The following is a 25543-nucleotide window of genomic DNA, read 5'->3' on the forward strand; positions in this document are numbered from 1 at the left end:
GCAACTAAAGGAATTCACATGGGACCAAATCCGGAAACCTGCGGTGAGCTCATCCGTCCGTTGCGGGCGCTGCTGGGCCTCAAGCAGGTCATGCTGCAGCGAGCAGCCGCCCACCTCGACCCGATTCCCTACGCCGCCGCCGGTCTCCTGGGTGAGCTGGTGCAGTGCGGCGAATCGCGCGCCTCCGACCTCGCCCAGCACCGGATCGTCGACGCCTCGGTGGTGAGCAGGCAGGTCGCGCAGCTCGAACATGCCGGGTTCATCACCCGCAGGCAGGACCCGGCCGATCGGCGCGTGGCGTTGCTGAAGGCGACCGAAGAGGGCGAACAGGTGATGGAGGGCATCGAGAAGGACCGGGCCGGCTGGCTGATGCGGGCGCTGCGGGACTGGGACGACGAATCGGTGCGCAACCTCAGCGAGCTGCTGACGGCCGCGACGGAGGACCTCCGGCGGGAGGCTTGCGAGTTGGCGCCGGGCGGTGGCGAAACGAAGGGAAGTCGATGACGCGCTCGACGGTCGGCGACGCACCACCAGGGGACGTGGAGCGAATAGCCGGCGACGATGCGAATCCGGCCGAACCGGCCGCGATGACGCATCAACAGATCCTCAAGGCCATGTCCGGCCTGCTGCTCGCCCTGCTGGTGGCGATTCTCAGTTCGACGATCGTGTCGAACGCCCTGCCGCGGATCATCGCCGACCTGGATGGCACCCAGAGCCAGTACACTTGGGTGGTCACGGCGATGTTGCTGACCTCCACTGCCAGCACGCCGATCTGGGGCAAGCTCTCCGACCTGTTCGACAAGAAGCTGCTCTACCAGATCGCGATCACCATCTTCACCGTCGGTTCCGTGCTCGGCGGGTTCGCGACCTCGATGGAAATGCTGATCGGCTTCCGCGCGGTCCAGGGCATCGGCATGGGCGGACTGCAGGCACTGATCCAGGTCGTGATCGCGGCCATGGTCGCCCCGCGCGAGCGGGGACGCTACAGCGGCTACATCGGCGCCACGTTCGCCGTTGCCACGGTGAGCGGTCCCCTCGTCGGCGGGCTGATCGTCGACGCCTCCTGGCTCGGCTGGCGCTGGTGCTTCTGGGCCACCGTCCCGATCGCGGTGACGGCGTTCATCGTCCTCGGCCGAACCCTCAAGCTCCCGGTGGTCAAGCGGGATGTGCGTATCGACTGGTTCGGTGCCCTGTTCCTCGTCGGCGGCGTGAGCCTCCTGCTGATCTGGGTGTCGCTGGCGGGCAAGCAGTTCGACTGGGTTTCGGCCCAGACGGCGGCCTACGTCGGCGGTGGCGTGGTGGCCCTGATCATCGCGATCATCATCGAGACCAAGGTGCGCGAGCCGATCGTGCCGCTGGGCATGTTCCGCAACCCGGTGGTCGCGTTGGCGACCCTCGGCACCGTCGCGGTCGGTACCGCCATGTTCGGTGGTGCGGTCTTCCTCGGCCAGTACTTCCAGATCTCCCGTGGGTACAGCCCCACCGCGGCCGGGCTGATGACGCTGCCGATGGTCCTCGGGCTGTTCGTGTCGTCCACGGTGTCCGGTCAGGTGATCTCCCGCTTCACCGGTCGGATCAAACCGTTCCTGATCTTCGGTGCGGTCATGCTCATCGCCGGTATGGGGATGCTGAGCACGATCGACCACGCGAGCTCGCTGGCGCTCGTGTACTGCTACCTGGCGATGATGGGCATCGGCGTCGGCAGCCTGATGCAGAACCTCGTGCTCGCGGTCCAGAACAGCACCGAAAGCAAGAGCATGGGCACGGTGACCTCGGTGGTCACGTTCTTCCGGACGCTGGGTGGGTCGGCCGGGGTTTCGGTACTGGGCGCCGTGCTGGCCACCAAGGTCGCCGACTACATCGCGGAGGGCATGGCGGGCCTGCCCGGCGGAGCGGCGGCCGGTGGCGGCACAGGCGGTTCGCTGGACGTCGAGAGCCTGCCCGCGCCGGTGCAGGAGATCGTCCGCGCGGCCTACGGCGATGCCATCGGGGACATCTTCTTCGTGTCGGCGTGCATTTCCGTGGTGACGCTGCTGGCGGTGTTGTTCATCAAGGAGGTGCCGTTGCGTACCACGATCGAGTCGGACAAGGAGCACAGCGTGCGGACAGGTGCTGTGGACAACTCGCCGAGGGTTGTGGATAACTCGGCATCCAGCGGTGTGGCGGAGCACCCGCCGGTCGCGAGTTCCACGCAGGTTGCAGGCGTGCGGAACGCTACTGGACCGATTTCGGAGAGGCCTGTGGACAACTCTGTGGACAAGCACGGCTCTTCCTGGTCACAGCAGTTTCAAACGGTCGGCGAAACCGCCGAAGAGGTGTCGTTGCCCAGCCAGCCCTCCGCGGCTTCGGACGGGTGGCGCGGCGGCCTCTTCGTGCACGGGAAGGCCCACGACTCAAAGGGGACACCGCTGCCGAACGTGGTGCTCACCCTGGCGGATGCCAACGGCAAGCAGGTCGAGCGGGCCCGCACGGACGCCGAAGGCGACTACCGCCTCGACCTCACCCACGGCGGGACGTACGTGCTGATCGCCTCGGCGGGCAACTACCAACCCGCGGCCTCGATGGTGGTCGTCTCCGACGTGCCGGTGCGCCACGACGTGCGGATGTTCGGTGCGGGGTCCCTCGAAGGCACGGTGCACACCGGTGGCCGGCCCGTGGCCGGGGCGATGGTGGTGCTGACCGACGTGCGGGGCGAAGTGGTCGGATCCTGCGCCGCCGGGTCGGATGGTCGCTTCCGGTTCACCGACCTCGTGGGCGGGACCTACGCGATCACCGCGACGGCCGCGGGGCGTAGGCCGCTGGCGACCACCACCAACGTCGTGGACGGCGAGAGCACGACGGCCGACCTCGAACTTGCCGGCGGAAGCAGGCTCAGCGGGGTGGTTCGCTCCGCCACACTGGGACACCCGGTGGTCGACGCGAGGGTCACGGTGCTGGACGAGTCCGGAGCCGTGGTCGGGGCCGCCGCTACCGACGACGAGGGAAGCTACTCTTTCGACGATCTCCCGTACGGCGAGTACACCGTGATCGCCACCGGCTACCCGCCAGTGGCCACGACGCTGAACCTCGCGGACGAGAACGCGGAGCGGGACGTCGAACTCGGACACCGGTACCCGCAGAACTGATCGTGGTGCGATGCACCGCTATGGAGGAAGCAATGGATCTCGGTGCGGCACTTCCCGCCGAGCCCGGAACGGTCGTCGCCGAGCTGTGCAGCAGTGACGGTTGGCCGATTCCGGAAGCCTCGTTGACCGTCATCGACTCCGCCGGTGCGCAGGTCGCCCGGGTGGGCAGCGATGAGCAGGGCGCCGTGGCGGCGACGGGACTTCAGGCCGGTACGTACACCGCGATCATCACGGCCGTCGGGTACGAACCGGTGGCCAGGACCGCGGTGGTCCGCGACGGGGCCGGGGCCGCCGTCGGGGTCGTGGCGCTGGACCGGGTCGGCGGTGCCGACCTGCCCGATCCCGGGCTGTGGAAGATCGACCCCGTCCACTCGTCGTTGCGGGTCAGCACACGTCACCTGGGGATCAGCGCGATTCGCGGGAGGTTCAACGAGTTCGGCGGTGAAGTCCGGATCGGAAACCCGATCACCTCGTCGGTGGTGGAGGCTCGGATCGTGTCGGCGAGCGTCGACACCGCAAACACCAAGCGGGACGAGCACCTGCGCAGCCTGGACTTCCTCGATGTGGAGCGGTATCCCGAGATCGCGTTCACTTCGACCGGGTTGCGCCGCACGGGCGGCGACGATTGGGAGCTTTACGGCGAACTCACGCTGTGCGGGATCACTCGTCCGGTGGTGCTGAACACCCGGTTCAGCGGGGTCGGGCCGGACCCGTGGGGCGGTGTGCGTGCTTCCGCGACGGCTTCCACCCGGTTGCGCAGGGAGGATTTCGCCATCACGTTCAACCAGTCGTTGCAGACGGGGATCGCGGCGATCGGTGCCACGCTGAAGGTCGAGATGGACATCCAGCTGGTCAAGCAGGACTGACCACCGCGATCCCCGGACGCGTCAGCTCACCTTCTCGACTTCGCCGGTGCGAATCTTCTCTCGGTAGAGCTTCAGCTCGCGCTTGACCACGGGCAGCAGGATGTAGAGCCCGATGATGTTGAACAGGGCGAGGGCGAACAACACCGCATCGGCGAAGTCGAGCACACTGCCCAGGGTCAGCACCGAACCGACCACGGTGAAGCCGCAGAAGATGACGTTGAAGACGATCACGTTCGTCTTGCTCCTGCCGAACAGGTAGACCCAGGCGCGCTGTCCGTAGTAGCCCCACGTGAGGATCGTGGAGACCGCGAACAGGGCCACGGCGAACGTCAGCACGTAGGGGAACCACGGCAGCACCGTCGCGAAGGACTCGGACGTGACCGTGACGCCGTCCGGCGTTTCGCCGCCGTTGAGCACGGTCTGCTGCGCGTCGACCCAGAACTGGCTCTTGGCGATGACGATGGTCAGGGCCGTCATGGTGCAGACGATGACCGTGTCGACGAACGGTTCGAGCAGGGCGACGAGACCTTCGGTGGCCGGGTAGTGGGTCCGCACCGCGGAGTGCGCGATGGGGGCCGAACCGAGACCGGCTTCATTGGAGAAGGCGGCCCGCTGGAAACCGACGATCAACACGCCGATGGCACCACCGAAGCCGGCTTCCGGAGTGAACGCCCCGGAGACGATGTCGACCACCGCGGAGGGCACCAGGGAGGCGTTGGAGAGGATCACCGCGAGGCAGGCCAGCACGTAGATGATGCCCATCGCGGGCACGAGCCGGCTGGTGACCTTGCCGATCGACTTGATGCCGCCGAGGATGACCAGTCCGATGAAGCCGGCGAGGACGACACCGAAGATGAACGCGGCACCGTCGCTGCCGAGGAAACCGGTTTCGCCGCCGGTGACGTTGCGCAGCTGAGCGAAGGTCTGGTTCGCCTGGAACATGTTCCCGCCCGCGATGGCGAAGAACAGGATCATGACCGCGGCAAAGCTCGCGAGCACGCGGCCCAGGACCATGCCGAACCGACCCGGGATCTGTTCGGCGAGCCCCTTGCGCAGGTAGAGCATGGGGCCACCGGTGACGGTGCCGTCCTCGGCGATCTCGCGGTACTTCACTCCGAGGGTGCACTCGACGAATTTCGTGCACATGCCCAGGAGACCGGCCAGGATCATCCAAAGCGTGGCACCGGCCCCGCCGATGGTGACCGCGACACCGACACCGGCGATGTTGCCGAGTCCGACCGTTCCGGACAGCGCCGAGGCGAGTGCCTGGAAGTGCGAGATCTCGCCTGGGTCATCGCTCTTGCTGTACTTGCCCCGCACCAGGTTGATCGACAACGGAATGATGCGGAACTGCAGGAATCCGAAAGTAATGGTGAACACGGTCGCCGCGAGGACGAGCCAGGCCACGATCCAGGGAAAGCTGACCCCTGCGACCGTGATTTCACCGAAGACGAAGTTCGAAAAGGCTTCGGAGATCGGATTGAACGCGTTGTTGATCGCGTCTTCGATTGTCGACAGCGTTCCGCTTTCGGCGGCGAGGACGCTGACGTCGGTTGTTGGCGCCGCCGGCGGCGACTCTTCGATGTGTTGAAGCATGGGCGCAGTTGATCCATGGGTTGTGGCGCTCACAAGCATTCCGAGTGAGCTTTGTGTGAATCGGGACCATACCGTGTCTCATCACTACTGTCTGTAACAGATGAGACACGAACGGTCGATGTTAAGCTTGAGCGGAACAGACTCAACTTTCCTTACGTTGAGCTTGATGAGGAACGCAGCGTAGACGCTGAGCATCAACACGGCAGCGCGACGACGAGTCCATCCGCTACACCTCCCGTAGTGGTCCGGATTCTGCTTGCAGGAACCTGGTGTGACCGACGCATTCACACCGAGGTGAACCGACGCAGTCGACTGGCCGATGGCTGAGTGTCATACGAGCGTGGTTGCGATGTCTAGAAAAACTTCGAGGTGAGAGATGGACGCCTTCAACCCGACCACCAAGACCCAGCAGGCCGTTTCCTCCGCCGCGCAGGCTGCGACCGTCGCCGGAAACCCGGACGTCACCCCCGTGCACGTCCTCGGCGCTCTGCTCGCGCAAGGTGACGGATTGACCGCCCCGCTACTGTCGGCGGTCGACGCCGATGTCGCCGAGCTCCGGCGCGAGCTCGAACAGATGACGCACGCGCTGCCCGCGGCGGCGGGCTCGACCGTCTCCTCTCCCCAGCTGTCCCGCGAGGCGGTCGGCGCGTTCACGCACGCCCAGCAGCTGGCCACCGAGATGGGCGACGACTACGTGTCCACCGAGCACCTGCTCGTCGGGCTCGCGGCCGAGGGCGGCCGAGTCGCCGACTTGCTCCGCAAGCACGGCGCGACCCCACAGGCGCTCCGGGACGCCTTTTCGCAGGTGCGCGGTTCCGCGCGCGTGTCGAGCCCCGACCCGGAGGGCACCTTCCAGGCGCTGCAGAAATACGGCCAGGACCTCACCGATCGCGCGCGGCAGGGGGATCTCGATCCGGTCATCGGCCGGGACTCGGAGATCCGGCGAGTCGTGCAGGTGCTGTCCAGGCGTACCAAGAACAATCCCGTCCTGATCGGCGAACCCGGGGTCGGCAAGACCGCCATCGTGGAAGGGCTGGCCCAGCGGATCGTCGCGGGAGACGTGCCCGAATCCCTGCGCGACAAGCGGGTGGTCACGCTCGACCTCGGATCCATGGTCGCCGGGGCCAAGTACCGGGGCGAGTTCGAGGAACGGCTCAAGGCGGTGCTCAAGGAGATCGCGGATTCGGACGGCCAGGTCATCACCTTCATCGACGAGCTGCACACCATCGTCGGCGCGGGGGCGACCGGCGAGGGCGCGATGGACGCCGGGAACATGATCAAGCCGATGCTCGCGCGCGGCGAGCTGCGGATGGTCGGTGCGACGACGCTCGACGAGTACCGCAAGCACATCGAGACCGACGCCGCGTTGGAGCGGCGCTTCCAGCAGGTGCTGGTCGGCGAGCCGAGCCCGGAAGACGCGGTCGCCATCCTGCGTGGTCTCAAGGAACGCTACGAAGTGCACCACGGCGTGCGCATCACCGACGGCGCGCTGGTCGCGGCGGCAACGCTGTCGGATCGCTACATCACCGCGCGGTTCCTGCCGGACAAGGCGATCGACCTGGTCGACGAGGCGGCTTCGCGGCTGCGGATGGAGATCGATTCGCGGCCGGTGGAGGTGGACGAGGTGGAGCGGTCCGTGCGGCGGCTCGAAATCGAGGAGATGGCGCTGTCCAAAGAGGACGACCCGGCCTCGATGGACCGGCTGTCCGGACTACGTGCCGAACTGGCCGACAAGCGTGAACGGCTCTCCGAGCTGACCGCGCGCTGGCAGGGCGAGAAGGAGTCGATCGACAAGGTCCGCGACCTCAAGACCCGGCTCGAACAGCTGCGCGGGGAATCGGAACGTGCCGAACGGGACGGTGACCTCGGCAAGGCGGCCGAACTGCGCTACGGCCGGATTCCGGAGTTGGAAAAGGAACTGCGCACCGCCACCGATGCCCAGCACGACCAACAGGCCATGCTGCAGGAGGAGGTCACCCCGGACGACGTCGCAGACGTGGTCAGCTCGTGGACCGGCATCCCCACGGGACGGCTGCTGGAAGGCGAAACCAGCAAGCTGCTGCGCATGGAGGAGGAACTCGGCGCCCGCGTGGTCGGACAGCAGGAAGCCGTTCGCGCGGTGTCCGACGCGGTTCGGCGGACCCGGGCGGGTGTTGCCGATCCGGATCGCCCGACCGGTTCGTTCCTGTTCCTCGGCCCGACCGGTGTCGGCAAGACCGAGCTGGCGAAGGCGCTGGCGGGCTTCCTCTTCGACGACGAACGAGCCATGGTCCGCATCGACATGAGCGAGTACTCGGAGAAGCACTCGGTGGCTCGCCTGGTGGGCGCCCCGCCCGGTTATGTCGGCTACGACCAGGGCGGGCAGCTGACCGAGTCGGTCCGGCGTCGGCCGTATTCGGTGGTGCTGTTCGACGAGGTCGAGAAGGCGCACTCGGACGTGTTCGACGTGCTGCTGCAGGCGCTCGACGACGGTCGTCTGACCGACGGGCAGGGGCGGACGGTCGATTTCCGCAACACGATCCTGGTGCTCACCTCGAACCTGGGATCGCAGGCGATCGCCGACGCCGCACTGTCCGAGGAGCAGCGGAACGAAGCGGTCATGTCGGTGGTGCACCGGCACTTCAAGCCGGAGTTCCTGAACCGACTCGACGACGTGGTGGTCTTCCACGCGCTGTCGACCGAGGAACTGACGTCCATCGTTGACATTCAGCTCGACCGGTTGATGGACCGGCTGGCCCAGCGCAGGCTCGTGGTCGACGTGAGCCCCGGGGCGCGCAAGTGGCTGGCGGTCAAGGGCTTCGATCCCGTGTTCGGGGCCAGGCCGCTTCGGCGTCTGGTGCAGTCGGCCATCGGCGACCAGCTGGCCAGGAAGTTGCTGGGCGGTGAGATTCGGGACGGTGACAAGGTCCGCGTGGACGTGACAGGCGACGAGTCGGCGCTGACCGTCGATCCGGCCTGAGCGCGTGGTGGGTCCGATGTGGTGAGTCCGCATCGGACCCACCACACGAACCGCCCGAGTCAGTGGCGCCGGAACGTGCCTGCGAAGGCCAGGAGGGCGAACAGCGAGGCCGCCACGGCGAAAACGACCGTTGCGGTGGTCAAGCCGTAGGCGGTGGTGACGAATCCGAGTGACACGGACGGAACGCTCGCCGAGGTGTAGGCGATCAGGTAGATCGTCGCGGAAACGCCGGCGCGGCGTTGGGGATCGGCCAGACCGGTCAGCATTCGGAGCCCGCCGGTGAACATCAAACCCCAGCCGACACCCAGCACGATCGCCCCCGCGAAGAAGGCCACGATGCTCCCCGCGAGCACCGCCGCCGCCACCGCCGCGAGCCCGGTGATGAGCAGCGGCGTGGCCACTCGCGCCGAGCGTGCTCCGGTCCACCCCGTGGTGTGCAACTGGGCGAGGCCGCCGGAACCGGTGAGGAAGACGAGCGTGAGTCCGCCGAGCAGGTGCGGGCTACCGCCGAGGAGCTCACGGACCACCGACGGGCCCAGCGCCATGAACATCGATCCGACGGTCCAGGACGCGAGGATCGCCGTCCCCATCAGCGCGAAGGTGACTCCGCGGCCGGTGGGCACCACGGGTCGTTGTGGCCGCAACGCGCGCCTCAACGAGCGTGGGCCCGCGATCGGCTCGGGCATCATGAGCACGGCGGGGAGCACCAGCGCGAAGCCGAGGATCGCCACGAAGTAGGCCAGCTGGGTCGGCGCGGGGGCGAACTGCGCGAGCAGCCCGGCGAGCAGGGAACCGCCCGCCAAGCCGTAGGAGGTCGCGAGGCTGTTGACGGTCGGCCCCTTGTTCGTGCCCCGCTTCTGGAAGTCCAGCAGCGCGCCGCTGCTGGTGCTGGTGGCGACGCCGGTCGCGAGTCCCTGCACGAATCGGCCCGCGCACAACCAACCGACTCCGGGAGCGACGGCCAGCACGACCATCGCGACGATCTCGACGACCACCGCCCCCACGAGAACCGGGCGTCGTCCGACGTGGTCCGACATGGAGCCGAGAAGGAGGAGCGAGAGCAGTACCCCGACGGAGTAGATCGCGAAGACGCCGGTGAGCGTCGTGCTCGAAAATCCCCAGCTCTGCTGGTAGATCGAGTACAACGGGGTGGGGACCGTCGATGCGACGAGGAACAGGGCCAGTACGGCGGCCGCGACCCGGAACGAGGCCTGTTCGGAAAGCCGTCGGCGGGAAGGTGCGTGCGCGTCGGCCGGCGTCGACCCGTGGGGCGACCCGTGGGTCGACTCGTGGATGGTCATGGTCTCCTCGCCGATCGCGGAACGGTTCCGTGGCACCCGAACAGGGGAGGCGACGGTTTCCATTCCGGTTCAGCGGATTGTGTGGCGATGAACGCAGCGCGCGAGCGCCTTCGCGTGGCCGCGTCCTGGTGCGGCCGGGCGGCCCGGCCTCCGAACGCACTGGGTTCCTACTGACCCCGGAGCGGGTTTCTGCTGGTCATGGCCAATCTTCCGAGTGGTTGTCCACCAGATGGTCAGGTGATCTTCGTGATCGGCGATGATCCGACTACCCTGCGCGGTGTGGGTATACCGGCGTGGTTCTGGTTCGTTGTTGCCGCCGTCGCGATCGTCCTGGGCATCGTGCTGCTGTTCGTCGACCGATCGCAGCGTGCGTCCAACAATCGCGAACGGCGCCGTTGGGCGGCGCTGCGCGGATGGCAGTTCGCGGAGGCCGACCAAGTACTGCCGACCAGGTGGGAGCGCGGCGTGCTGGCCCGCCACAGCGGGGCGACCGCGACCGATGTGGTGGCGGGTTCCACCTTCACCGCCGACGGTCGCCGCCAGGTCTACGTGCTCGACCTCGACGTGAACGGCAAGACCGATTCGGTGTTGGCGGGAGTGCGTTGCCGCCGCAGCGTGTCGGTGGCCATCGAATTGTGGTTGCCGGACGTTCCCGTCCCCAAGGACTCCGGTCTCGACCTGCTCGGCCCGGTCGGTTCGCGGTACGCCTTCGTCGCCGACGTGTCGGCGGCCAGGCCGTTGGTCACTCCCGACATGGTGGAAGCCATCGAGGAAGTCGGGTCGGATGTGACCGTGGTCTGGTTGGAGAACGACTGGGTGTTGGCCGCCCTGGAACCGGGAGCCGACCCGACTCGGCTGGAACGGCTGCTGCGGGACCTCGGCGAACTCGCTGACCTGCTCGACCCCTTCGAAGCCGCGGACCCGAACGAGTCGAGCGAGGAGCGGGCGATCGAGGACGTGGAGTCCGACGGCGAGCTCGCCGACGTGGTTCCGCTCGGCGGTTCGCCTGCCCAGGGGAAAGCCGATGCCCCGACCTCCGGGAGCTCGGAATCGCGGGAGAACGACTCCGGAGTCGAAGGAGCCGCTGGTCCGGACTCCGATGGCGACGAGGCCAGCGTCGACCCGGACAACCTCGATCCCGGCGGTGACACGACCGAGCGGCGAGCCGACTCCTCGCGGGTGTCCGGAACCGGCAAGACCTCCGGCCAGTAACCCGGTCGCTCCGGTAACCCGGTGGCGCCGGTAACCCGGTCGCTCCGGTAACGCCGTGGCGCCGGTAACCCGGTCGCTCCGGTAACGCCGTGGCGCCGGTAACGCCGTGGCGCCGGTAACGCTGTGGTGGCGGTAGTGCGGCGCCGGTAGTGCGGTGGATGCCGTGCTGGGGCACGCGGGCGGATGAACCGCCGCGGGGCGTCGGCCGATACGGTTCACGCATGCCTACCGCACTCGTCACCGGAGCCACTGCTGGGATCGGGCAAGCTTTCGCGCGCCGTCTCGCCGCAGAAGGACACGACGTCGTTCTCGTCGCCAGGAATGAGGCCCGGCTGAACGAGCTGGCGGGCCTGCTGCGCGAGCGGAACGGGGTCGCCGTCGAGGTGCTGCCCGCCGACCTGGCGGACGAAACGCAGCGGGCCAAGGTGGAGCAGCGGCTCGCCGACGAACAACGCCCGGTCGATGTGCTGGTCAACAACGCCGGATTCGGCACGTCCGGAGCGTTCTGGGACACCGACGCCGAGGAGCTGCGGAAGCAGCTGGACCTGAACGTCACCGCGGTGCTGCGCTTGACCCACGCGGCCGTCCCGGGGATGCGTGCGCGTGGTCGCGGCGACGTGGTCAACGTTTCCAGCGTCGCCGGATTCTTCGCCGTCTCCGGGTCGACCTACTCGGCCACCAAGGCGTACGTCACCGCGCTCTCCGAAGGACTTTCGGTGTCGTTGGCGGGTACGGGGGTGCGAGTGATGGCGCTCTGCCCCGGCTTCACCCGAACCGAGTTCCACCAGCGGGCGGGGCTGGAGATGAGCAACCTGCCGAAGTCGTTCTGGCTCCGGGCGGACCGGTTGGTGCACGACGCGCTCGCCGACCTGCGGCGCGGCAAGGTCGTGTCGATCCCGGGAGCGCAGTACAAGGCCCTCGTGGCCGTCGGTCGCCTGATCCCGCAGAAGTTGCAGCGCCTGCTCGTCACCCGCACCGCGCCCGACCGGACCTGAGGTCGAGTGCCGCCGGTAAGCTGGCATCTCGTGGATACGGTCGACGAACAGCAGCGCACCGAACTCGCCCATCTCGTCCGGGAACTGGCGGTGGTGCACGGCCGGGTGACGCTGTCGTCCGGGAAGGAAGCCGACTACTACGTCGACCTGCGTCGGGCGACCCTGCACCACGCCGCCGCGCCGTTGATGGGCGCGCTGTTGCGCGGGCTCACCGCCGACTGGGACTTCAGTGCCGTCGGCGGGCTGACGCTGGGTGCGGATCCGGTGGCGACGGCGATGATGCACGCCGACGGCGCGCCGCTGGATGCGTTCGTGGTCCGCAAGGACGTCAAGAAGCACGGCATGCAACGCAGGATCGAGGGCGCGGACGTGGCCGGGCAGCGGGTGCTCGTCGTGGAGGACACCTCGACGACCGGCGGCAGCGTGCTGACGGCGGTGGAGGCGTTGCGCGAGGTGCGGGCCGACATCGCGGGCGTCGCGACCGTGGTCGACCGCGACACGGGTGCACGGGAGGCGATCGAGGCGGCGGGGCTGCCGTACCGGTCGCTGCTGGGGCTGGCCGACCTCGGCCTGAACTGAACTGCGGTGCTGGGCGCCCCTCGGTTCGCGACCGAGGAGAAGCCGACGTGCTCCGGTGGATTGAGGCGGGTGTGAGCGAGACGGAAGCGGGCCCCACCGAGTGGGGCAGCGGTGTCGGCGTCGGGCCGTGGGAAGGCCCGTGGCCGGCCGACGAGCAGTACGATCCGGAGCTGCTCGAACACGGTGACCGGCGCAACGTCGTGGACCGCTATCGCTACTGGCGTCGCGAGGCGATCGTCGCCGACCTGGATCAGCGTCGCCACGAGTTCCACGTGGCCATCGAGAACTTCCAGCACGATCACAACATCGGTACCGTCGTGCGCACCGCGAACGCGTTCGCGGCCGAGGCCGTGCACATCGTCGGACGCAGGCGCTGGAACCGGCGCGGCGCGATGGTGACCGACCGCTACCAGCACGTGCACCACCACCCGGACCTCGCGGCCCTGCGCGCGCACGCGGACGAAAACGGATTGGCGATCGTCGCGGTGGACAACACGCCGGGCGCGGAGCCCATCGAGCGCACACCGCTGCCCCGTCGTTGCCTGCTGCTGTTCGGCCAGGAAGGACCGGGGCTGCGGGACGACTCGCGCGGTACGGCCGACCTGGTGGTCTCGATCGCGCAGTTCGGGTCCACCCGGTCGATCAACGCGGGCGTTGCCGCCGGAGTCGCGATGCACACGTGGATCGCGCAGCACGCCGACCTGGCCACCGCCTGGTGAAGTGCGCGGAGGTCCTGGGCCCCATGCGTTGGTCGCGGCGCCCGGATCGCGCGGACTCGGCAACCGCGCCCTGAACCACAGATCAGTCCACAGACCACTGAGGTTTTCTGCATCAGAACAGCCCCTCCATTGCCGGAGGGGCTGTTCTGATGCCTGCTCGCTATTCAGCGTGAGGTCTGCTGTTCGCGCTGTTCTCGTCGTCTTCCAGCTGCTGCGTCGTCGAGGGCTGCTCGCTGGGCGGCCAACTTTCGATCGACGGCAGTTCCAGCGGCAGCACCCAGTTGTTGCGGTTCGGATCGTAGGGTCGGCCTTCCTCGTGGGCTACGCGGTACCTGAGGCAGTTGACGCAGTTCACGGGCCGGTCATAGATCGGCTGCAGAGCGTGGGAGTCGTCGCCGCGATCATGGCCGGTGTGGCAGGCCGGGGCCACGCGCTGCCCACCGGAGGCGGTCTCGGCGGCGCGCACCGCGTGGATCGTGGTACGCCCATCGATGCGCAGGGCGGCGTTGCGCCAGCGGCGGTGCCGCGGGTCCCACAAAGCGAACGAGCGGGTCGGCGGAGCGGAGGTGGGGGTCGTTCGCGGCCAGCGAGGACGGTGGTGCCCCACCGGCGGAGTGGGTGGCTCGGTGGGTCGCGAGGAGGGTATGTGCTCAGGGTGCTCCGGCATGCGCAGACCTCCAGCGAGGGGGTCGGGACGGCGTAGCTGGTCACGCGCAACCGCCCCCGCCGCGCCCACATTCCGCTCCGAGAGGAGATCCACTCGAACTGCCCAGCCGACTCCTTCGAACAGCCCATGGGCCCTGGGCTTCTCAAGTCGTCCCGGGCCGGGATCGTGTGCCGCAATTTCCGTGCTCACGCTGGGTTTCCTGACACGCTTCTCCGGAGAGCCGACCAGCAACATCAAGGCTCAGCGCGGTCCGGTAGAGCTACCGCGCCGGGCCTCGGCCAGGCCGAAGACGTGGACGGATTGCGCCGAACCGCATTGAGAAGAAACCTCTCAAGGGCGAGACCAACTCGATCAGGCCAGTTTTTGGCGTAGCATTCGTCCGGCGGCGCCGCGTGGGTCCGGGTCGCTTTCGATCAGGGCGTTGACGACCGCGCCGTCGACCAGGGCGATCAGTTCGAGCAGCTGATCGCGATCGATCTCCATCCCGTTGCGGTGGAAGATCTCGGCCAGCAGTTCGTGCAACTGCGCGGCCAGCTCCCGCATCAGCGGTGCCAAATACGGGCGGCGCGGTGAGCCGACGAGGCGTTCGTAGCGCAGCAGGACCTGCTCGGCACCGCCGTCCCGCGAGCGGGTGCCCAGCAGCAGGTCCAGCACCAGTTCGATGACCGCATCGGTGCCGCGGTGGGTGTCGTCGAGCGCGTCGAGGCGTTCCCGGCCTTGGGCGAGTTCCTGGTGTCCCTCGTACTCGACGGCGGCTTTGACGAGCTCGTCGAGGGACGAGAAGTAGTAGGTGGTGGACGCCAGCGGCAGGCCGGCTCGTTCGGCGACGGCCCGGTGGCGGACCGCGTCGAATCCGCCGTCGGCGAGCAGTTCGGCGGCGGCTACCACGAGTGCCTGCCTGCGTCGCTCGCCTTTCGGGGTGCTGGCGCCTGTCATGGTCGCCGATCCTATGCACCTCGTGCCGGAGTCGCGGCGAGCACCGCAGTGCCCGGTGGCGCGGGATCCACTGGGTGAGGCGGTCGGCTGGACGGTCAGTGGCTCGCGCCCGAGAGGTTCAGGCCGATCACTCCACCCACGATCAGCACCAACGAGACGATCTTGAGCGTGGACACGCCATCACCCAGCCAAACCATGCCGATCACGGCGGTGAGCGCGGCGCCGACTCCGGTCCAGACCGCGTAGGCGGGACCTGCGGGCAGGAAGCGCATCGCCCAGGCGAGGCCCGCGAAGCTCACCGACGCCAGAACGAAGAACGAGATGCTGGGGAGCAGCCGGCTGAACCCGTTGGAGAGCTTCAGCGAGATCGCCCAACCGGCTTCGAGCACTCCGGAGAGGATGAGGACGAGCCACGGCATCGGTGCACCTTCCAGCATTGTTCGGTCACGCCGACCCCGAAGGTACCCAATTCTGGTACGGCCGTACCGTTTTGGTGGCCAGTGCCACCAGGGGAACGCTCGGCAGCGCCACCGGAGAAACAGGGGCCACCGGAGAAACAGGGCAGGAAACGCGGGACGGGCGACCGGCGGTCACCCGAGCTAGCGCCGCCGTGCGGTCAGAACTCACCGGCCAGCGCGTCGGCGATCGAGGGCAGGCGCGGGCCGAGCGGGGGTGCCGAACCCGCGTCCGGGTCGCTGCGAACGGTGAGCATCCGTCCGCTGTCGGCCTGCCTGGTCACCTCTTCGGTGCCGTCCGGATTGCGCACTTCGCCCGGCTCGATGCTGTCCTGCGCGCCCGAGTCAGCGGGGTGCAGCAGCACCGCGACCTCACCGGACTCGCCGGCATCACGCACCACGAACGACGCGGACCGGACCTCGGCCGCGCACTCCGCGGCGGTCGCTCGATCGCCGTCCCCGACCCGTAGCTGTCCCGCCAGCGCGTCGGCCAGCTCGGCATCCGGCGGCGGGCACGAACGCTTGCCCGGTTCGGACAGCACACCGGGGCCGTCCGATTTCGGGACCGCCTCGCTCCCGGCTCGCTCGCTCTCCGAGGTCGGCGGAGGTGACGCCACGTTGTTCGCGGAAGAGTCGAACGCGCCGATCCCCAGACTGACGCCCCCCGCAAGCACGGCCGCAGCGACCAGCGACCCACCCGCCCACGCCACCCGCCGCCGAGCGGTCACCCGTCGAGACGAACGCGCCACGTCGGCAGCGTCGAACCCAGCCGGTGGCGCCGAGTCCGCCGCGTCCTGGAAGAGCCGCTCCAGCTTTCCGTCGTCCACCGGGCCGGCCCCCTTCACGACGTCCGCCGAAGATCGCCGAGCTGGTCACCGAGGGCTTCCCGCAGTGCGGTGAGTCCCCGGGCGGACTGGCTCTTCACCGTGCCCTCGCTGCACTTCATGACTTCGGCCACCCCAGAAACATCCAACCCCTCCAGATACCGCAGCACGAGTACCGCACGCTGCTTCGGCGGCACTTCCTGCAAACCGGCGAGCAACGTCTGCCGGGTGGCCACGGAGTCCGCCACGTTCTCGGAACCGTTCGGCCTGTCCGGCAGCTGCGAGGTGAACCGTTCTCGGCGCCACGGCCTGCGGGACTCGTCGATAACCGCGCGTGTGAGCGTACGGCGCACGTAGGCATCCAGCGCGCCCTTGTCCCGCACCTTGCGCCAGTGGCGGTGCAACGAGATGAACGCCGTCTGGGCGAGATCATCCGCGCGGTGCCAGTCACCGCACATCATGAACGCCATCCGACGCACCGCCTCTCGCCGAGCCCCGAAGTACTCCGCGAACTCCTGCTCATCGCGTTGGTTCACGCGGAACTCTCCGCTCGATCGTGCTTGCACGTGCTGGACGGTGCGTCCGGCACCAACCGTTGCACGTCCGCGCCGATCGATCCACCACCACGTCGCGATCGATATCGGGGTGCGGATCGGCCGTGGTCCGCGAACGGGTTGTTCCCGGACCACCCTCATGTGGTGTGATCGGTTCGTGACCAAAACGGCACCTATCGATCTCCGCTCCGACACGGTGACTCGTCCCGATAGGAAGGTGTCCGAGGCGATGGCCTCGGCGGCCGTCGGCGACGACGTACTGGACCACGACCCGACGATGCGCGAACTGGAGGAACGGGCGGCCCAGCTACTGGGCACGGCCGCCGCCCTCTGGGTCCCCAGCGGCACGATGGGCAACCTCATCGCGCTGTCGTCGCACCTCCGGCGCGGTGACAGATTCCTCGCCCCGCGCGGTGCCCATGTGCTCACCCACGAACTCGGCTCGGCCGCATGGCTGGCGGGTGGCATGCCGGAAGCACTGGAGTGGGACGCCGGTCCCGGGCGTCCCAGCGCGGAGTCGGTCCGCGCGAATTCCGATTCGGGCACCCGGTTCGACTCGCTGCGCACGACGCTGCTGTGCCTGGAGAACACGCACAACGGCGCAGGTGGCGCGGTGGTCCCGCCGCACGAGCACGCCCGGCTCGCCGCGACCGCGCGGGACAAGGGCCTTCGCGTCCACCTCGACGGCGCTCGCCTCTGGCACGCCTCGGTCGCCCTCAGCGTGCCCCCGGCTGCGCTGACGGTCGGCGTGGACACCGTGCAGGCGTGTCTGAGCAAGGCGCTCGGCGCACCGGTCGGCTCCGTCGTGGCGGGCAGCACCGAGTTCGTCGACGAGGCGAGGCGGATGCGCAAGATGCTCGGCGGCGGTGTGCGGCAGGGCGGTGTGCTCGCGGCGGCAGGACTCGTCGCGCTGGACCGCATCGACTCGCTCGCCGACGACCACCGCAAGGCGGCCAGACTGGCCGAAGGGCTGACCGAGCGCGGATGGCACGTCACCGAGCCGCAGACCAACATCGTTCTGGCGGAGGTACCCGACGTGCAGCTGACCCTGCGAAAGTTGACCGCGGTGGGGGTGCTCGCGGTCCCGATGGAAGGCCGCGTGCGATTCGTGACCCACCGGGACGTCGGCAAGAACGAGATCGACGAAGTGCTCCGCAGGATCGGAACCGCCTGAGCGGCTGGAACTGAGAGCAGTGCTCTAAGAGCGGTTCCTGAGAGGCGGGGACCTGAGAGGCGGGACATGCGCTGGGTCGTGTTCGATTACGGCAATGTCATAAGTCGCACGACCACAGCGCTGCCGAAGATCGCCGCGGCGCTGGGCGCTCCCGTGGCGGAGTTCGAGGCCGTGTACTCGGCGGAGCGCCGCGCCTACGACGCGGGCTGCACCGACCTGGAGTTCTGGCGGCTGGTCGGCGGCAGGCTCGGCGTCGAGATCGACGAGGCGCGCGCCGCCGAAATCACCGCGATCGACGAGGCAGGCTGGTCCGAACTCGATCCGGCCGCGCTTCGGCTCGTCGACGACCTGTGCGGAACCCACGTCCGGCTGGCCCTGCTGTCGAACGCACCGTCCTCGTTCGCCCGCTCGGTCGAACAGCGCGACTGGACCCGCCCGTTCGCGCAGCTGGTCTTCTCCGGTGACCTCCGGGTGGTCAAGCCGGACGAACAGATCTACCGGGAGCTGCTGTCCAGGATCGCCGCCGATCCGGCGGAATGCGTGTTCTTCGACGATCGGCCCGAGAACGTGACGGCGGCGGTGCGGGCCGGGATGCACTCGCACGTGTGGCGCGGTGCGGACGAGGCGCGCACCGCGCTGCGCGATCACGGACTCGACGTGTGAGCCGCCGCCTGAGAGCGCGGATACCGCGCACCGGCGCACGGCAGCGTTGAGCTACCGGTCCGACTCGCCGCGGTGTACCTGGCGACCGAACCGGGCGTGCGGACGATGCCCACCACAATCGGATTCGTGGTGCACGGTCGGTCGTGGTGTTGAGCGCCGCAGCGATCGACACCCCGGCGCCGCTCAGTTCTTGATCTGCTTCTTGTCGTCCTTGGCCCAGCCGATCACCGCGGTGGCGGCGAACAGGACGCCACCGATCACGGCCAGCCAGAACAGGCCCTTGAACACGAATCCCGCCACCGAGACCACGAGCCACAACAGCAGCAGTCCGCCGATCACTTTCCACAACACGCCGGTCACCTCAGCTCACGAAAGAGCTCACGAAGGAGCCCACGGAAGGAGCTCACCGAAGGAGCACATCGAACACCAGCATGCCAGACGGAAGCCCCGGGATGACCGGTTCGCCGGGAATTCCAGGGATAGATCAGGGGCGCACTCCGGGATGCAGGGGGTTTCGCGAACCGGGCTCGGGGTTGCGGATATCCCGGGCTCGCGGGGACCGCGGGATGACCCGGTGGGACACCGGCGACCATTCAGCGGACGGCCGAGGCGGGCTCGCCGGGGAACAACCACCCGGAGAGGCGGGCCAGTGCCTCTTCGATGTCCGCTGTGCTCCCCGCGAAGGACATCCGGACGAAGTGCTTGCCGTCTACCGGATCGAAATCGACCCCGGGAACCATCGCCACCCCGGTATCGTCGAGCAGCCTGCGGCACCACGCGGTCGACTCCTCGCCGAGGTGCGAGATGTCGGCGTAGACGTAGAACGCGCCGTCCGACGCGGCCACCTTGTCGATGCCCAGCCGGGCCAACCCGGTCAACAGCAGCTCCCGGTTCCACCGGTAGCGCTCCACGTGCTCGCCGACCTCGGCCAACGCAGTGGACGAGAATGCCTCGATAGCCCCGAACTGCGACGGGGCGGGCGGGCACAGCGTGAAGTTGCCGGTCAACGAATCGACCGCGCGGCGCAGCCGCTCCGGAAGCAGCATCCAGCCGAGGCGCCACCCCGTCATGCACCACAACTTCGAGAACGACCCGATCACGATCGCTTCCCGCGAGTGCTCCCACGCCGAGTGAACCGGTTCGCCGTAGCTGAGGCCGTGGTAGATCTCGTCGCTGATCAGCTGTACACCGTTGCTCTCGCACCAGTCCGACAGGTCCGCGAGTTCCGCGTCCGGCAGCACCGTGCCGGTGGGGTTGGCGGGGCTGGCCACGATCAAGCCCTGGACCGGTTCGTCGAGTGCGGCCAGCATAGCCCGGGTCGGCTGGAACCTGGTCGACTCGTCGCACGGCAGCTCCACGACCTCACAGCCGAGGGCCGACAGGATGTTCCGGTAGGCCGGATAGCCGGGGCGGGCCAGCGCCACCCGATCACCGGCGTCGAACGCGGCGAGGAAGGCCAGCAGGAACGCGCCCGAGGCCCCGGTGGTGACGACCACGTCGTCGGGGCCGGCCGAGATCCCGTAGGTGTCGGCCGTGTGGTCGGCGATGGCCTGGCGCAGTTCCGGCAACCCCAGTTGTTCGGTGTAGCCGAGGGAGTGCTGTTGCAGCGCCCTCGCGGCCGCGTCCCGCACCGCCTTCGGGGCCGGGTTCGAAGGCTGGCCCGCGGCCAGTGACACCACGTCGCCGTGCGTGCGCTGCCGGGCGGCTGCCGCCGACAGCACCTCCATCACCTGGAAGGGCGGGACCTGGGCCCGCTGGGCGACGGCGAGAGCACTGAGTTCGGCCATGTGCTCCAGCGTGCCAAACCGCCGGGCACTGCAAAGCACCCAGGTCCCGGCGTCGTCGGCTGTGCCCGTGGCCGGTGGTCAGGCCGTGGGCATCGCGATTTCGTCGCGCGCGGCGCGCAGCGCGATGTCGGTACGGTGATGCGACCCCGGAAGGTGCACTCCTTCGAGCCGCCGGTACGCCTCTTCTCGCGCGCTCGTGAGGTCGGAACCGGTCGCCACGACCGAGAGCACGCGGCCACCGGCCGACAGCACCGCTCCGTCCTCGCGCCGCCGGGTTCCGGAGTGCAGAACGCCCGGAGCGTCGCCGCCCGTGATCACGTCGTCCACTCGCGAACGACCCGGATATCCCTCGGCCGCCACGACCACCGTGACCGCCGATCCCGATTCCCATTCGAGCGGAGGCTGCTCGGCGAGCCTGCCGTTGGCGACCGCGTCGAGCAGTCCGGCCAGCGGCGTGTGCAGCAGGGAGAGCACCGCCTGGGTTTCGGGGTCGCCGAAACGACAGTTGAACTCGATGACCTGCGGACCCGACGAGGTCAGCGACAACCCGGCATAGAGCAGCCCGGAGAACGGGGTGCCGCGGTTGACCAGCTCGTCGACGGTCGGTTGCACGACGGTGCGCACCACCGAGTCGACGAGGTCGTCGGGCGCCCACGGCAGCGGTGCGTAGGCACCCATGCCGCCGGTGTTGGGGCCGACGTCGTGGTCCCCGACCCGCTTGAAGTCCTGCGCGGGCAGCAGCGGAACCACGGTCGTGCCGTCGACGAAGCAGAACAGCGAGGCTTCGGGGCCGTCGAGGAAGGATTCGAGGAGCACTGGGTGCCCGTCGTCGAGCAGGCTGAGCGCGTGGGCGCGGGCCGAGTCGAAATCAGCGGTGACGAGCACGCCCTTGCCGCCTGCGAGGCCGTCGTCCTTGACCACCCAGGTGGGGCCGAAGCGAGCGAGCGCGGCGTCGAGCTTGGCGGGGTTGTCCACGATCTCGCTGTGCGCGGTCGGTACCCCCGCGGTCAGCATGACGTCCTTGGCGAAGGCCTTTGAACCCTCGATCTGGGCCGCGACCTTCGACGGGCCGAAGCACGGGATGCCTTCCGCGCGGACCGCGTCGGCGGCACCGGCCACCAGTGGTATTTCGGGACCGAACACGACCAGGTCGGCCTTCCACCCGCTCGCCAGGGCCGCGATCTCCGCGGGCTCGGCAACGTCGACGGCGTAGGACTCTGCCAGCGCGGCCGTGCCCGCGTTCCCGGGGGCGCAGGCCAGCGCGGTCACCGACGGGTCGTGGGACAACGCCAGGAGGATCGCGTGTTCCCGGCCGCCGCCACCAATCACGAGGATGCGCACGACCCCGCAGCGTAGAACCTCCGGCGGTCCCGGTGCCCAATGCCCCCGAAAAGCTGCTCGGAAATTGCCCCGATCGAGCGGTTCGGATCCGCGACCGGACACCCCGGCGCAGCGGGAACCGCACGTGGAGTGATCGTGACCGGCAGTTCACGTGCCCGTCGGCGCTCGGCCGCGCGGGCGTACACCGATGGTCGCTTGCGGTGGCGAAGGTCGCACCCGACGGTGGGAACCTTGATCGGCGCACGCCGCGCCCACGGATTGGGGAGCTTCTTGATGAGAATTCGTGCACGACTGGCGGCGGTGTTCGTTGCCGGAGCGGCAACGCTCGGGGCGGTGGTGCCGGTGCAGGCGCTCGCCACCCCGCCAGCCCCGGCCGCCCCGGTCGCCCAGGCCGGACAGCAGGCAGCGGCAGAGCATCAGGCAGCGGCAGGGCAGCGGGCGGCAGGGCAGCGAGCGGGTCAGGTGGAGGTCTTCGGGCATCGTGGCGCGTCCGGGTACCGACCGGAGCACACTCTCGCGTCCTACGAGCTCGCGGCCCGGATGGGTGCCGACTACATCGAACCCGATCTGGTGCCGACGAAGGACGGAGTGCTGGTCGCCCGGCACGAGAACGAGATCAGCGGCACCACCGACGTGGCCAAGCACCCGGAATTCGCCGACCGCAAGACCACCAAGGTCGTCGACGGAACCGAGGTCACCGGCTGGTTCACCGAGGACTTCACCCTCGCCGAGCTCAAAACCCTGCGAGCGGTGGAACGGATCCCCGAACTCCGCCCGCGGAACACGGTCTACGACGGCCGGTTCGAGGTGCCGACCCTGCGGGAGGTGATCGATCTGACCGGCCGGATGTCCAGGGAACTGGGACGCGAGATCGGCATCGCCCCCGAGACCAAGCACCCCGGCTACTTCGCCGACATCGGGTTGCCGCTCGAACCGCGCCTGATCCGCGTGCTCGACCGCAACGGCCTCAACCGGCCGAACGCCAAGGTCGCCGTGCAGTCCTTCGAGGTCGGCAACCTCAAGGCTCTGAACCGCGAGCTGCGGGTCGACCTGGTGCAGCTGATCGCGGGTAGCGGTGCACCGCAGGACTTCATCGAGTCGGGTGACCCCAGGACCTACGCCGACATGGTCGAACCGGAAGGGCTGCGGGAGATCACCACCTATGCGGACGCGATCGGCCCGGACACGAAGGTAATCCTGCCGGTGGACGGAGACGGAAACCTGACCGAGCCGACCGAAGTGGTCGGCGACGCGCACAACGCCGATCTGGAGGTCGTTCCCTACACCGTGCGAGCCGAGAACGCCTTCCTGCCCGCCGACTTCCGTTCCTCGGGCGCCGAGGCGGCCTACGGTGACGTGTTCGGCTTCTACGAGGCCCTGCTCGCCCAGGAGATCGACGGGATCTTCGCCGACCAGCCGGACATGGCGGTCCGGGCCACCGACGAGCACGCGAACGGCTGAGCCGAACCCGCGGAGTTGGGGCCTCCTGCCCGCCGGAAGACTCCCGCCGGGAGCTTCCGGCGGGAGCTTCCCGACGGGAGGAGGCCCCACTACTCGTGGGTCAATTCACGCCATCGTGTGGCGCACGATCGTCTGCTCCCGGCCGGGGCCGACTCCGATCGCGGAGATGCGCGCCTTGGAGAGCTCCTCCAACCGCTCCACGTAGGCGCGGGCGTTGGCGGGCAGGTCCTCGAAGGTCCTGGCCCCGCTGATGTCCTCCGACCAGCCCGGCAGTTCCTCGTATACCGGAACTGCGTGGTGCACGCCGGTCTGGGTCATCGGCATCTCCGACACGCGCTGGCCGTCCACGTCGTAACCCACGCACACCGGGATGGTCTCCAAGCCGGACAGCACGTCGAGCTTGGTCAGGAAGTAGTCGGTGATCCCGTTGACGCGGGTCGAGTAGCGGGCGATCACCGCGTCGAACCAACCGGTGCGCCGTGAGCGCCCGGTGGTGACCCCGAATTCGCCGCCCTGCTTGCGCAGTTCCTCGCCCGCCTCGTCGGTAAGCTCGGTCGGGAACGGTCCCGCGCCCACTCGGGTGGTGTAGGCCTTCAGGATGCCGATCACGGACTTGATGCGGGTGGGGCCGATGCCGGAGCCGGCGCACGCGCCGCCGGAGGTCGGGTTCGACGAGGTCACGAACGGGTAAGTGCCGTGGTCGACGTCGAGCAGCGTGCCTTGCGAGCCCTCCAGCAGCACCATCTCGTCGCGTTCGATCGCCTCGTTGACCAGCAGCTTGGTGTCGGCGATGCGTCCCGCGAAGTGCTCGGCCTGGCCGAGCACCGTGTCGACGACCTCGTCGGGGTCCAACGCGCGCCGGTTGTAGACCTTGACCAGCAGCTGGTTCTTGAACTCCAGGGCGGCTTCGACCTTCTGCCGCAGGATCTTCTCGTCGAGGAGGTCCTGGGCGCGGACCCCGACCCGGGCGATCTTGTCCTGGTAGGCGGGACCGATGCCGCGGCCGGTCGTGCCGATCTGCTTCTTGCCCAGGTAGCGCTCGGTCACCCGGTCGATGGCCACGTGGTACGGCATGATCAGGTGCGCGTCGGCCGACAGCAGCAGGCGTGAGGTGTCCACGCCGCGCTCTTCCAGCCCCGCCAGCTCGTCGAGAAGCACGCCGGGGTCCACGACGACGCCGTTGCCGATCACGTTGGTCACGCCCGGGGTAAGGATTCCCGACGGGATCAGGTGCAGGGCGAAGTCCTGGCCGTCCGGCAACACCACGGTGTGCCCTGCGTTGTTGCCGCCCTGGTAGCGGACGACCCACTGCGCCTGCTCGCCGAGCAGGTCGGTCGCCTTACCCTTGCCCTCGTCGCCCCACTGGGCTCCGATCAGCACGATCGCGGGCATGTGAAACTCCAACCTGAACTGTGGATGGTCGCTCGCGCGCCTCGACACACCTCGCGGCCCGGCACGGGCGCCGGCGGACGGGGCGCGCTGCTACGCGACACTGATGCCGATCGATCAGGATAAACCAGGAGCGAATTGTGAGTACCACTGCACTGTCCTGCGGAAATGTCGATCGCGCATCGCATCCGGAAGGTTACGGTGCGCGATGGTTCGAGGTCCCGGCGATGCCGGGCAAGGACGACATCGATCCGCTCCTGGCCGACTGGACTGGCAGACTCGTGGTCCACGGTACCGATGCCGACCTCGCCGCGGTCGTGCTGCGCCTGATGCGGAAGGCGCGGCTGGCGGACGTGTCGGTGGGCTACGTGCCGGCCGTGGAGTCACCGGTGAGCCGACTCTGGGGGGTGCCGACCGGGGCGGCCGCCTTCGAACTCGCCGCCACCGGACGAGCGGACCCGGCGCCGCTGGTTCGGGACGATTCCGGCGGTGTCCTGCTCGGCGCGGGCACGATCGAACCGATCACGGGAAAGATCTACTGCGACGACCAGCGGGTGCTCGCGGGCACCGCGGTGAGCGTCGAGGTCACTCCCGACCCCGATGCCGAGGCGCTGTCGGAGCCGACGGCCGACCCGTTGGCGACGACGCTGGAACCGGCCGAGGACGGCATCCGGGTCGCGATCGTGCGCCGAGGGCTCCTGCGGCGGCGCCGGAACGTCTTCCGCGGCCGCGCGGTCCAGGCGCGCTTCGATTCGGCGGAGGTGCGCATCGACGGAGTGGCGCATCCGCGGCCCGCGCAGAAGTGGGGTTGGTACCGGCACACCGAGGACCTGCTGCTGGCCCGCTGAACTCCTGCGCCGACGCCGCTCGTCGGCTCGGCCGGGATTCGGCCGGGACCGCCTCACCCGACCGGTCGATGCCGGGAAAGGTGCGAATCTGG

General features: G+C 68.7%; 23 protein-coding genes. 12 read left to right on the forward strand and 11 right to left on the reverse strand.

Annotated features, from left to right (window positions below; translation table 11 throughout):
* Positions 1-18: 18 nt before the first annotated feature.
* From ACYVAN_RS11315 to ACYVAN_RS11325, 3 genes are read left to right on the forward strand one after another with little or no spacing between them, the layout of a single operon-like run.
* Complete coding sequence (locus tag ACYVAN_RS11315; RefSeq protein WP_460958544.1) at positions 19-504, forward strand: MarR family winged helix-turn-helix transcriptional regulator; 486 nt, start codon at positions 19-21, stop codon at positions 502-504.
* The gene (locus tag ACYVAN_RS11320) at positions 501-3125 is read left to right on the forward strand and encodes an MFS transporter (RefSeq protein ID WP_460958546.1); all 2625 of its coding nucleotides are present in this window, start codon (positions 501-503) and stop codon (positions 3123-3125) included. Before ACYVAN_RS11315 ends, ACYVAN_RS11320 begins: the two co-directional genes overlap by 4 nt.
* 20 nt (positions 3126-3145) lie before the next feature.
* Positions 3146-3991: a YceI family protein gene (locus ACYVAN_RS11325; RefSeq protein ID WP_460958548.1), complete on the forward strand. Its 846-nt coding sequence runs from the start codon at positions 3146-3148 to the stop codon at positions 3989-3991.
* A gap of 21 nt (positions 3992-4012) precedes the next feature.
* Here the strand turns inward: ACYVAN_RS11325 and ACYVAN_RS11330 are convergent, their stop codons facing one another.
* Entirely contained in the window at positions 4013-5587 is a 1575-nt protein-coding gene (locus tag ACYVAN_RS11330; protein WP_460958550.1) for an alanine/glycine:cation symporter family protein, read from the reverse strand.
* A 376-nt stretch (positions 5588-5963) separates the two neighbouring features.
* Here ACYVAN_RS11330 and clpB point away from each other — a divergent pair, with 376 nt between their 5' ends.
* On the forward strand, positions 5964-8546 hold the full coding sequence (gene clpB / locus ACYVAN_RS11335; RefSeq protein WP_460958552.1) for an ATP-dependent chaperone ClpB: 2583 nt from the start codon (positions 5964-5966) through the stop codon (positions 8544-8546).
* Between the two features lie 59 nt (positions 8547-8605).
* Here the strand turns inward: clpB and ACYVAN_RS11340 are convergent, their stop codons facing one another.
* The gene (locus ACYVAN_RS11340) at positions 8606-9847 is read right to left on the reverse strand and encodes an MFS transporter (protein WP_460958554.1); all 1242 of its coding nucleotides are present in this window, start codon (positions 9845-9847) and stop codon (positions 8606-8608) included.
* A gap of 237 nt (positions 9848-10084) precedes the next feature.
* On the opposite strand from ACYVAN_RS11340, the gene ACYVAN_RS11345 reads away from it, so the two are divergent.
* The 4 genes from ACYVAN_RS11345 (at position 10085) to ACYVAN_RS11360 (ending at position 13352) form a co-directional block, all read left to right on the forward strand.
* Entirely contained in the window at positions 10085-11059 is a 975-nt protein-coding gene (locus ACYVAN_RS11345) for a hypothetical protein (protein ID WP_460958556.1), read from the forward strand.
* A 221-nt stretch (positions 11060-11280) separates the two neighbouring features.
* Positions 11281-12054 carry an SDR family NAD(P)-dependent oxidoreductase gene (locus ACYVAN_RS11350; protein ID WP_460958558.1) on the forward strand — a complete coding sequence of 258 codons (774 nt, stop codon included), beginning with the start codon at positions 11281-11283 and terminating at the stop codon, positions 12052-12054.
* Positions 12055-12084: 30 nt separating this feature from the next.
* Positions 12085-12633, forward strand: a complete 549-nt coding sequence (gene pyrE, locus ACYVAN_RS11355; RefSeq protein WP_460958560.1) for an orotate phosphoribosyltransferase — start codon at positions 12085-12087, stop codon at positions 12631-12633.
* A gap of 71 nt (positions 12634-12704) precedes the next feature.
* A complete protein-coding gene (locus tag ACYVAN_RS11360) occupies positions 12705-13352 on the forward strand; it encodes a TrmH family RNA methyltransferase (RefSeq protein WP_460958562.1) in 648 nt (215 codons plus the stop codon).
* A gap of 160 nt (positions 13353-13512) precedes the next feature.
* Here ACYVAN_RS11360 and ACYVAN_RS11365 read toward each other — a convergent pair whose 3' ends face one another.
* The 5 genes from ACYVAN_RS11365 to ACYVAN_RS11385 all read right to left on the reverse strand — a co-directional run bounded on the left by ACYVAN_RS11365 (position 13513) and on the right by ACYVAN_RS11385 (position 16770).
* On the reverse strand, positions 13513-13818 hold the full coding sequence (locus ACYVAN_RS11365; RefSeq protein WP_460958564.1) for a hypothetical protein: 306 nt from the start codon (positions 13816-13818) through the stop codon (positions 13513-13515).
* Between the two features lie 552 nt (positions 13819-14370).
* Positions 14371-14955, reverse strand: coding sequence for a TetR/AcrR family transcriptional regulator (locus ACYVAN_RS11370; RefSeq protein ID WP_460958566.1), 585 nt, complete (start codon positions 14953-14955; stop codon positions 14371-14373).
* A gap of 95 nt (positions 14956-15050) precedes the next feature.
* A complete protein-coding gene (locus ACYVAN_RS11375) occupies positions 15051-15374 on the reverse strand; it encodes a DMT family transporter (protein ID WP_460958568.1) in 324 nt (107 codons plus the stop codon).
* A gap of 197 nt (positions 15375-15571) precedes the next feature.
* Complete coding sequence (locus ACYVAN_RS11380) at positions 15572-16237, reverse strand: hypothetical protein (protein WP_460958570.1); 666 nt, start codon at positions 16235-16237, stop codon at positions 15572-15574.
* A 14-nt stretch (positions 16238-16251) separates the two neighbouring features.
* Positions 16252-16770, reverse strand: coding sequence for a SigE family RNA polymerase sigma factor (locus ACYVAN_RS11385; RefSeq protein ID WP_460958572.1), 519 nt, complete (start codon positions 16768-16770; stop codon positions 16252-16254).
* A gap of 157 nt (positions 16771-16927) precedes the next feature.
* Between ACYVAN_RS11385 and ACYVAN_RS11390 the strand changes: the two genes are divergently transcribed.
* Positions 16928-17962: a threonine aldolase family protein gene (locus ACYVAN_RS11390; RefSeq protein ID WP_460958574.1), complete on the forward strand. Its 1035-nt coding sequence runs from the start codon at positions 16928-16930 to the stop codon at positions 17960-17962.
* Positions 17963-18028: 66 nt separating this feature from the next.
* Complete coding sequence (locus ACYVAN_RS11395; protein WP_460958576.1) at positions 18029-18625, forward strand: HAD family hydrolase; 597 nt, start codon at positions 18029-18031, stop codon at positions 18623-18625.
* Between the two features lie 183 nt (positions 18626-18808).
* On the opposite strand, the gene ACYVAN_RS11400 is transcribed toward ACYVAN_RS11395, so the two are convergent.
* The 3 genes from ACYVAN_RS11400 to purD all read right to left on the reverse strand — a co-directional run bounded on the left by ACYVAN_RS11400 (position 18809) and on the right by purD (position 21753).
* Positions 18809-18976 carry a hypothetical protein gene (locus ACYVAN_RS11400; protein ID WP_460958578.1) on the reverse strand — a complete coding sequence of 56 codons (168 nt, stop codon included), beginning with the start codon at positions 18974-18976 and terminating at the stop codon, positions 18809-18811.
* Between the two features lie 242 nt (positions 18977-19218).
* Positions 19219-20412: a pyridoxal phosphate-dependent aminotransferase gene (locus ACYVAN_RS11405; protein WP_460958580.1), complete on the reverse strand. Its 1194-nt coding sequence runs from the start codon at positions 20410-20412 to the stop codon at positions 19219-19221.
* A 78-nt stretch (positions 20413-20490) separates the two neighbouring features.
* Positions 20491-21753 (reverse strand): phosphoribosylamine--glycine ligase, encoded by a 1263-nt coding sequence (purD, locus tag ACYVAN_RS11410; protein ID WP_460958582.1) that lies wholly within the window; start codon positions 21751-21753, stop codon positions 20491-20493.
* Between the two features lie 273 nt (positions 21754-22026).
* Here purD and ACYVAN_RS11415 point away from each other — a divergent pair, with 273 nt between their 5' ends.
* Complete coding sequence (locus ACYVAN_RS11415; protein WP_460958584.1) at positions 22027-23214, forward strand: glycerophosphodiester phosphodiesterase; 1188 nt, start codon at positions 22027-22029, stop codon at positions 23212-23214.
* A gap of 105 nt (positions 23215-23319) precedes the next feature.
* Here the strand turns inward: ACYVAN_RS11415 and ACYVAN_RS11420 are convergent, their stop codons facing one another.
* Entirely contained in the window at positions 23320-24606 is a 1287-nt protein-coding gene (locus ACYVAN_RS11420) for an adenylosuccinate synthase (protein WP_460958586.1), read from the reverse strand.
* 137 nt (positions 24607-24743) lie between these two features.
* Here ACYVAN_RS11420 and ACYVAN_RS11425 point away from each other — a divergent pair, with 137 nt between their 5' ends.
* Positions 24744-25451, forward strand: coding sequence for a hypothetical protein (locus ACYVAN_RS11425; RefSeq protein ID WP_460958588.1), 708 nt, complete (start codon positions 24744-24746; stop codon positions 25449-25451).
* The last annotated feature ends 92 nt before the right edge of the window (positions 25452-25543 follow it).

Source organism: Parasphingorhabdus pacifica (assembly GCF_054779195.1).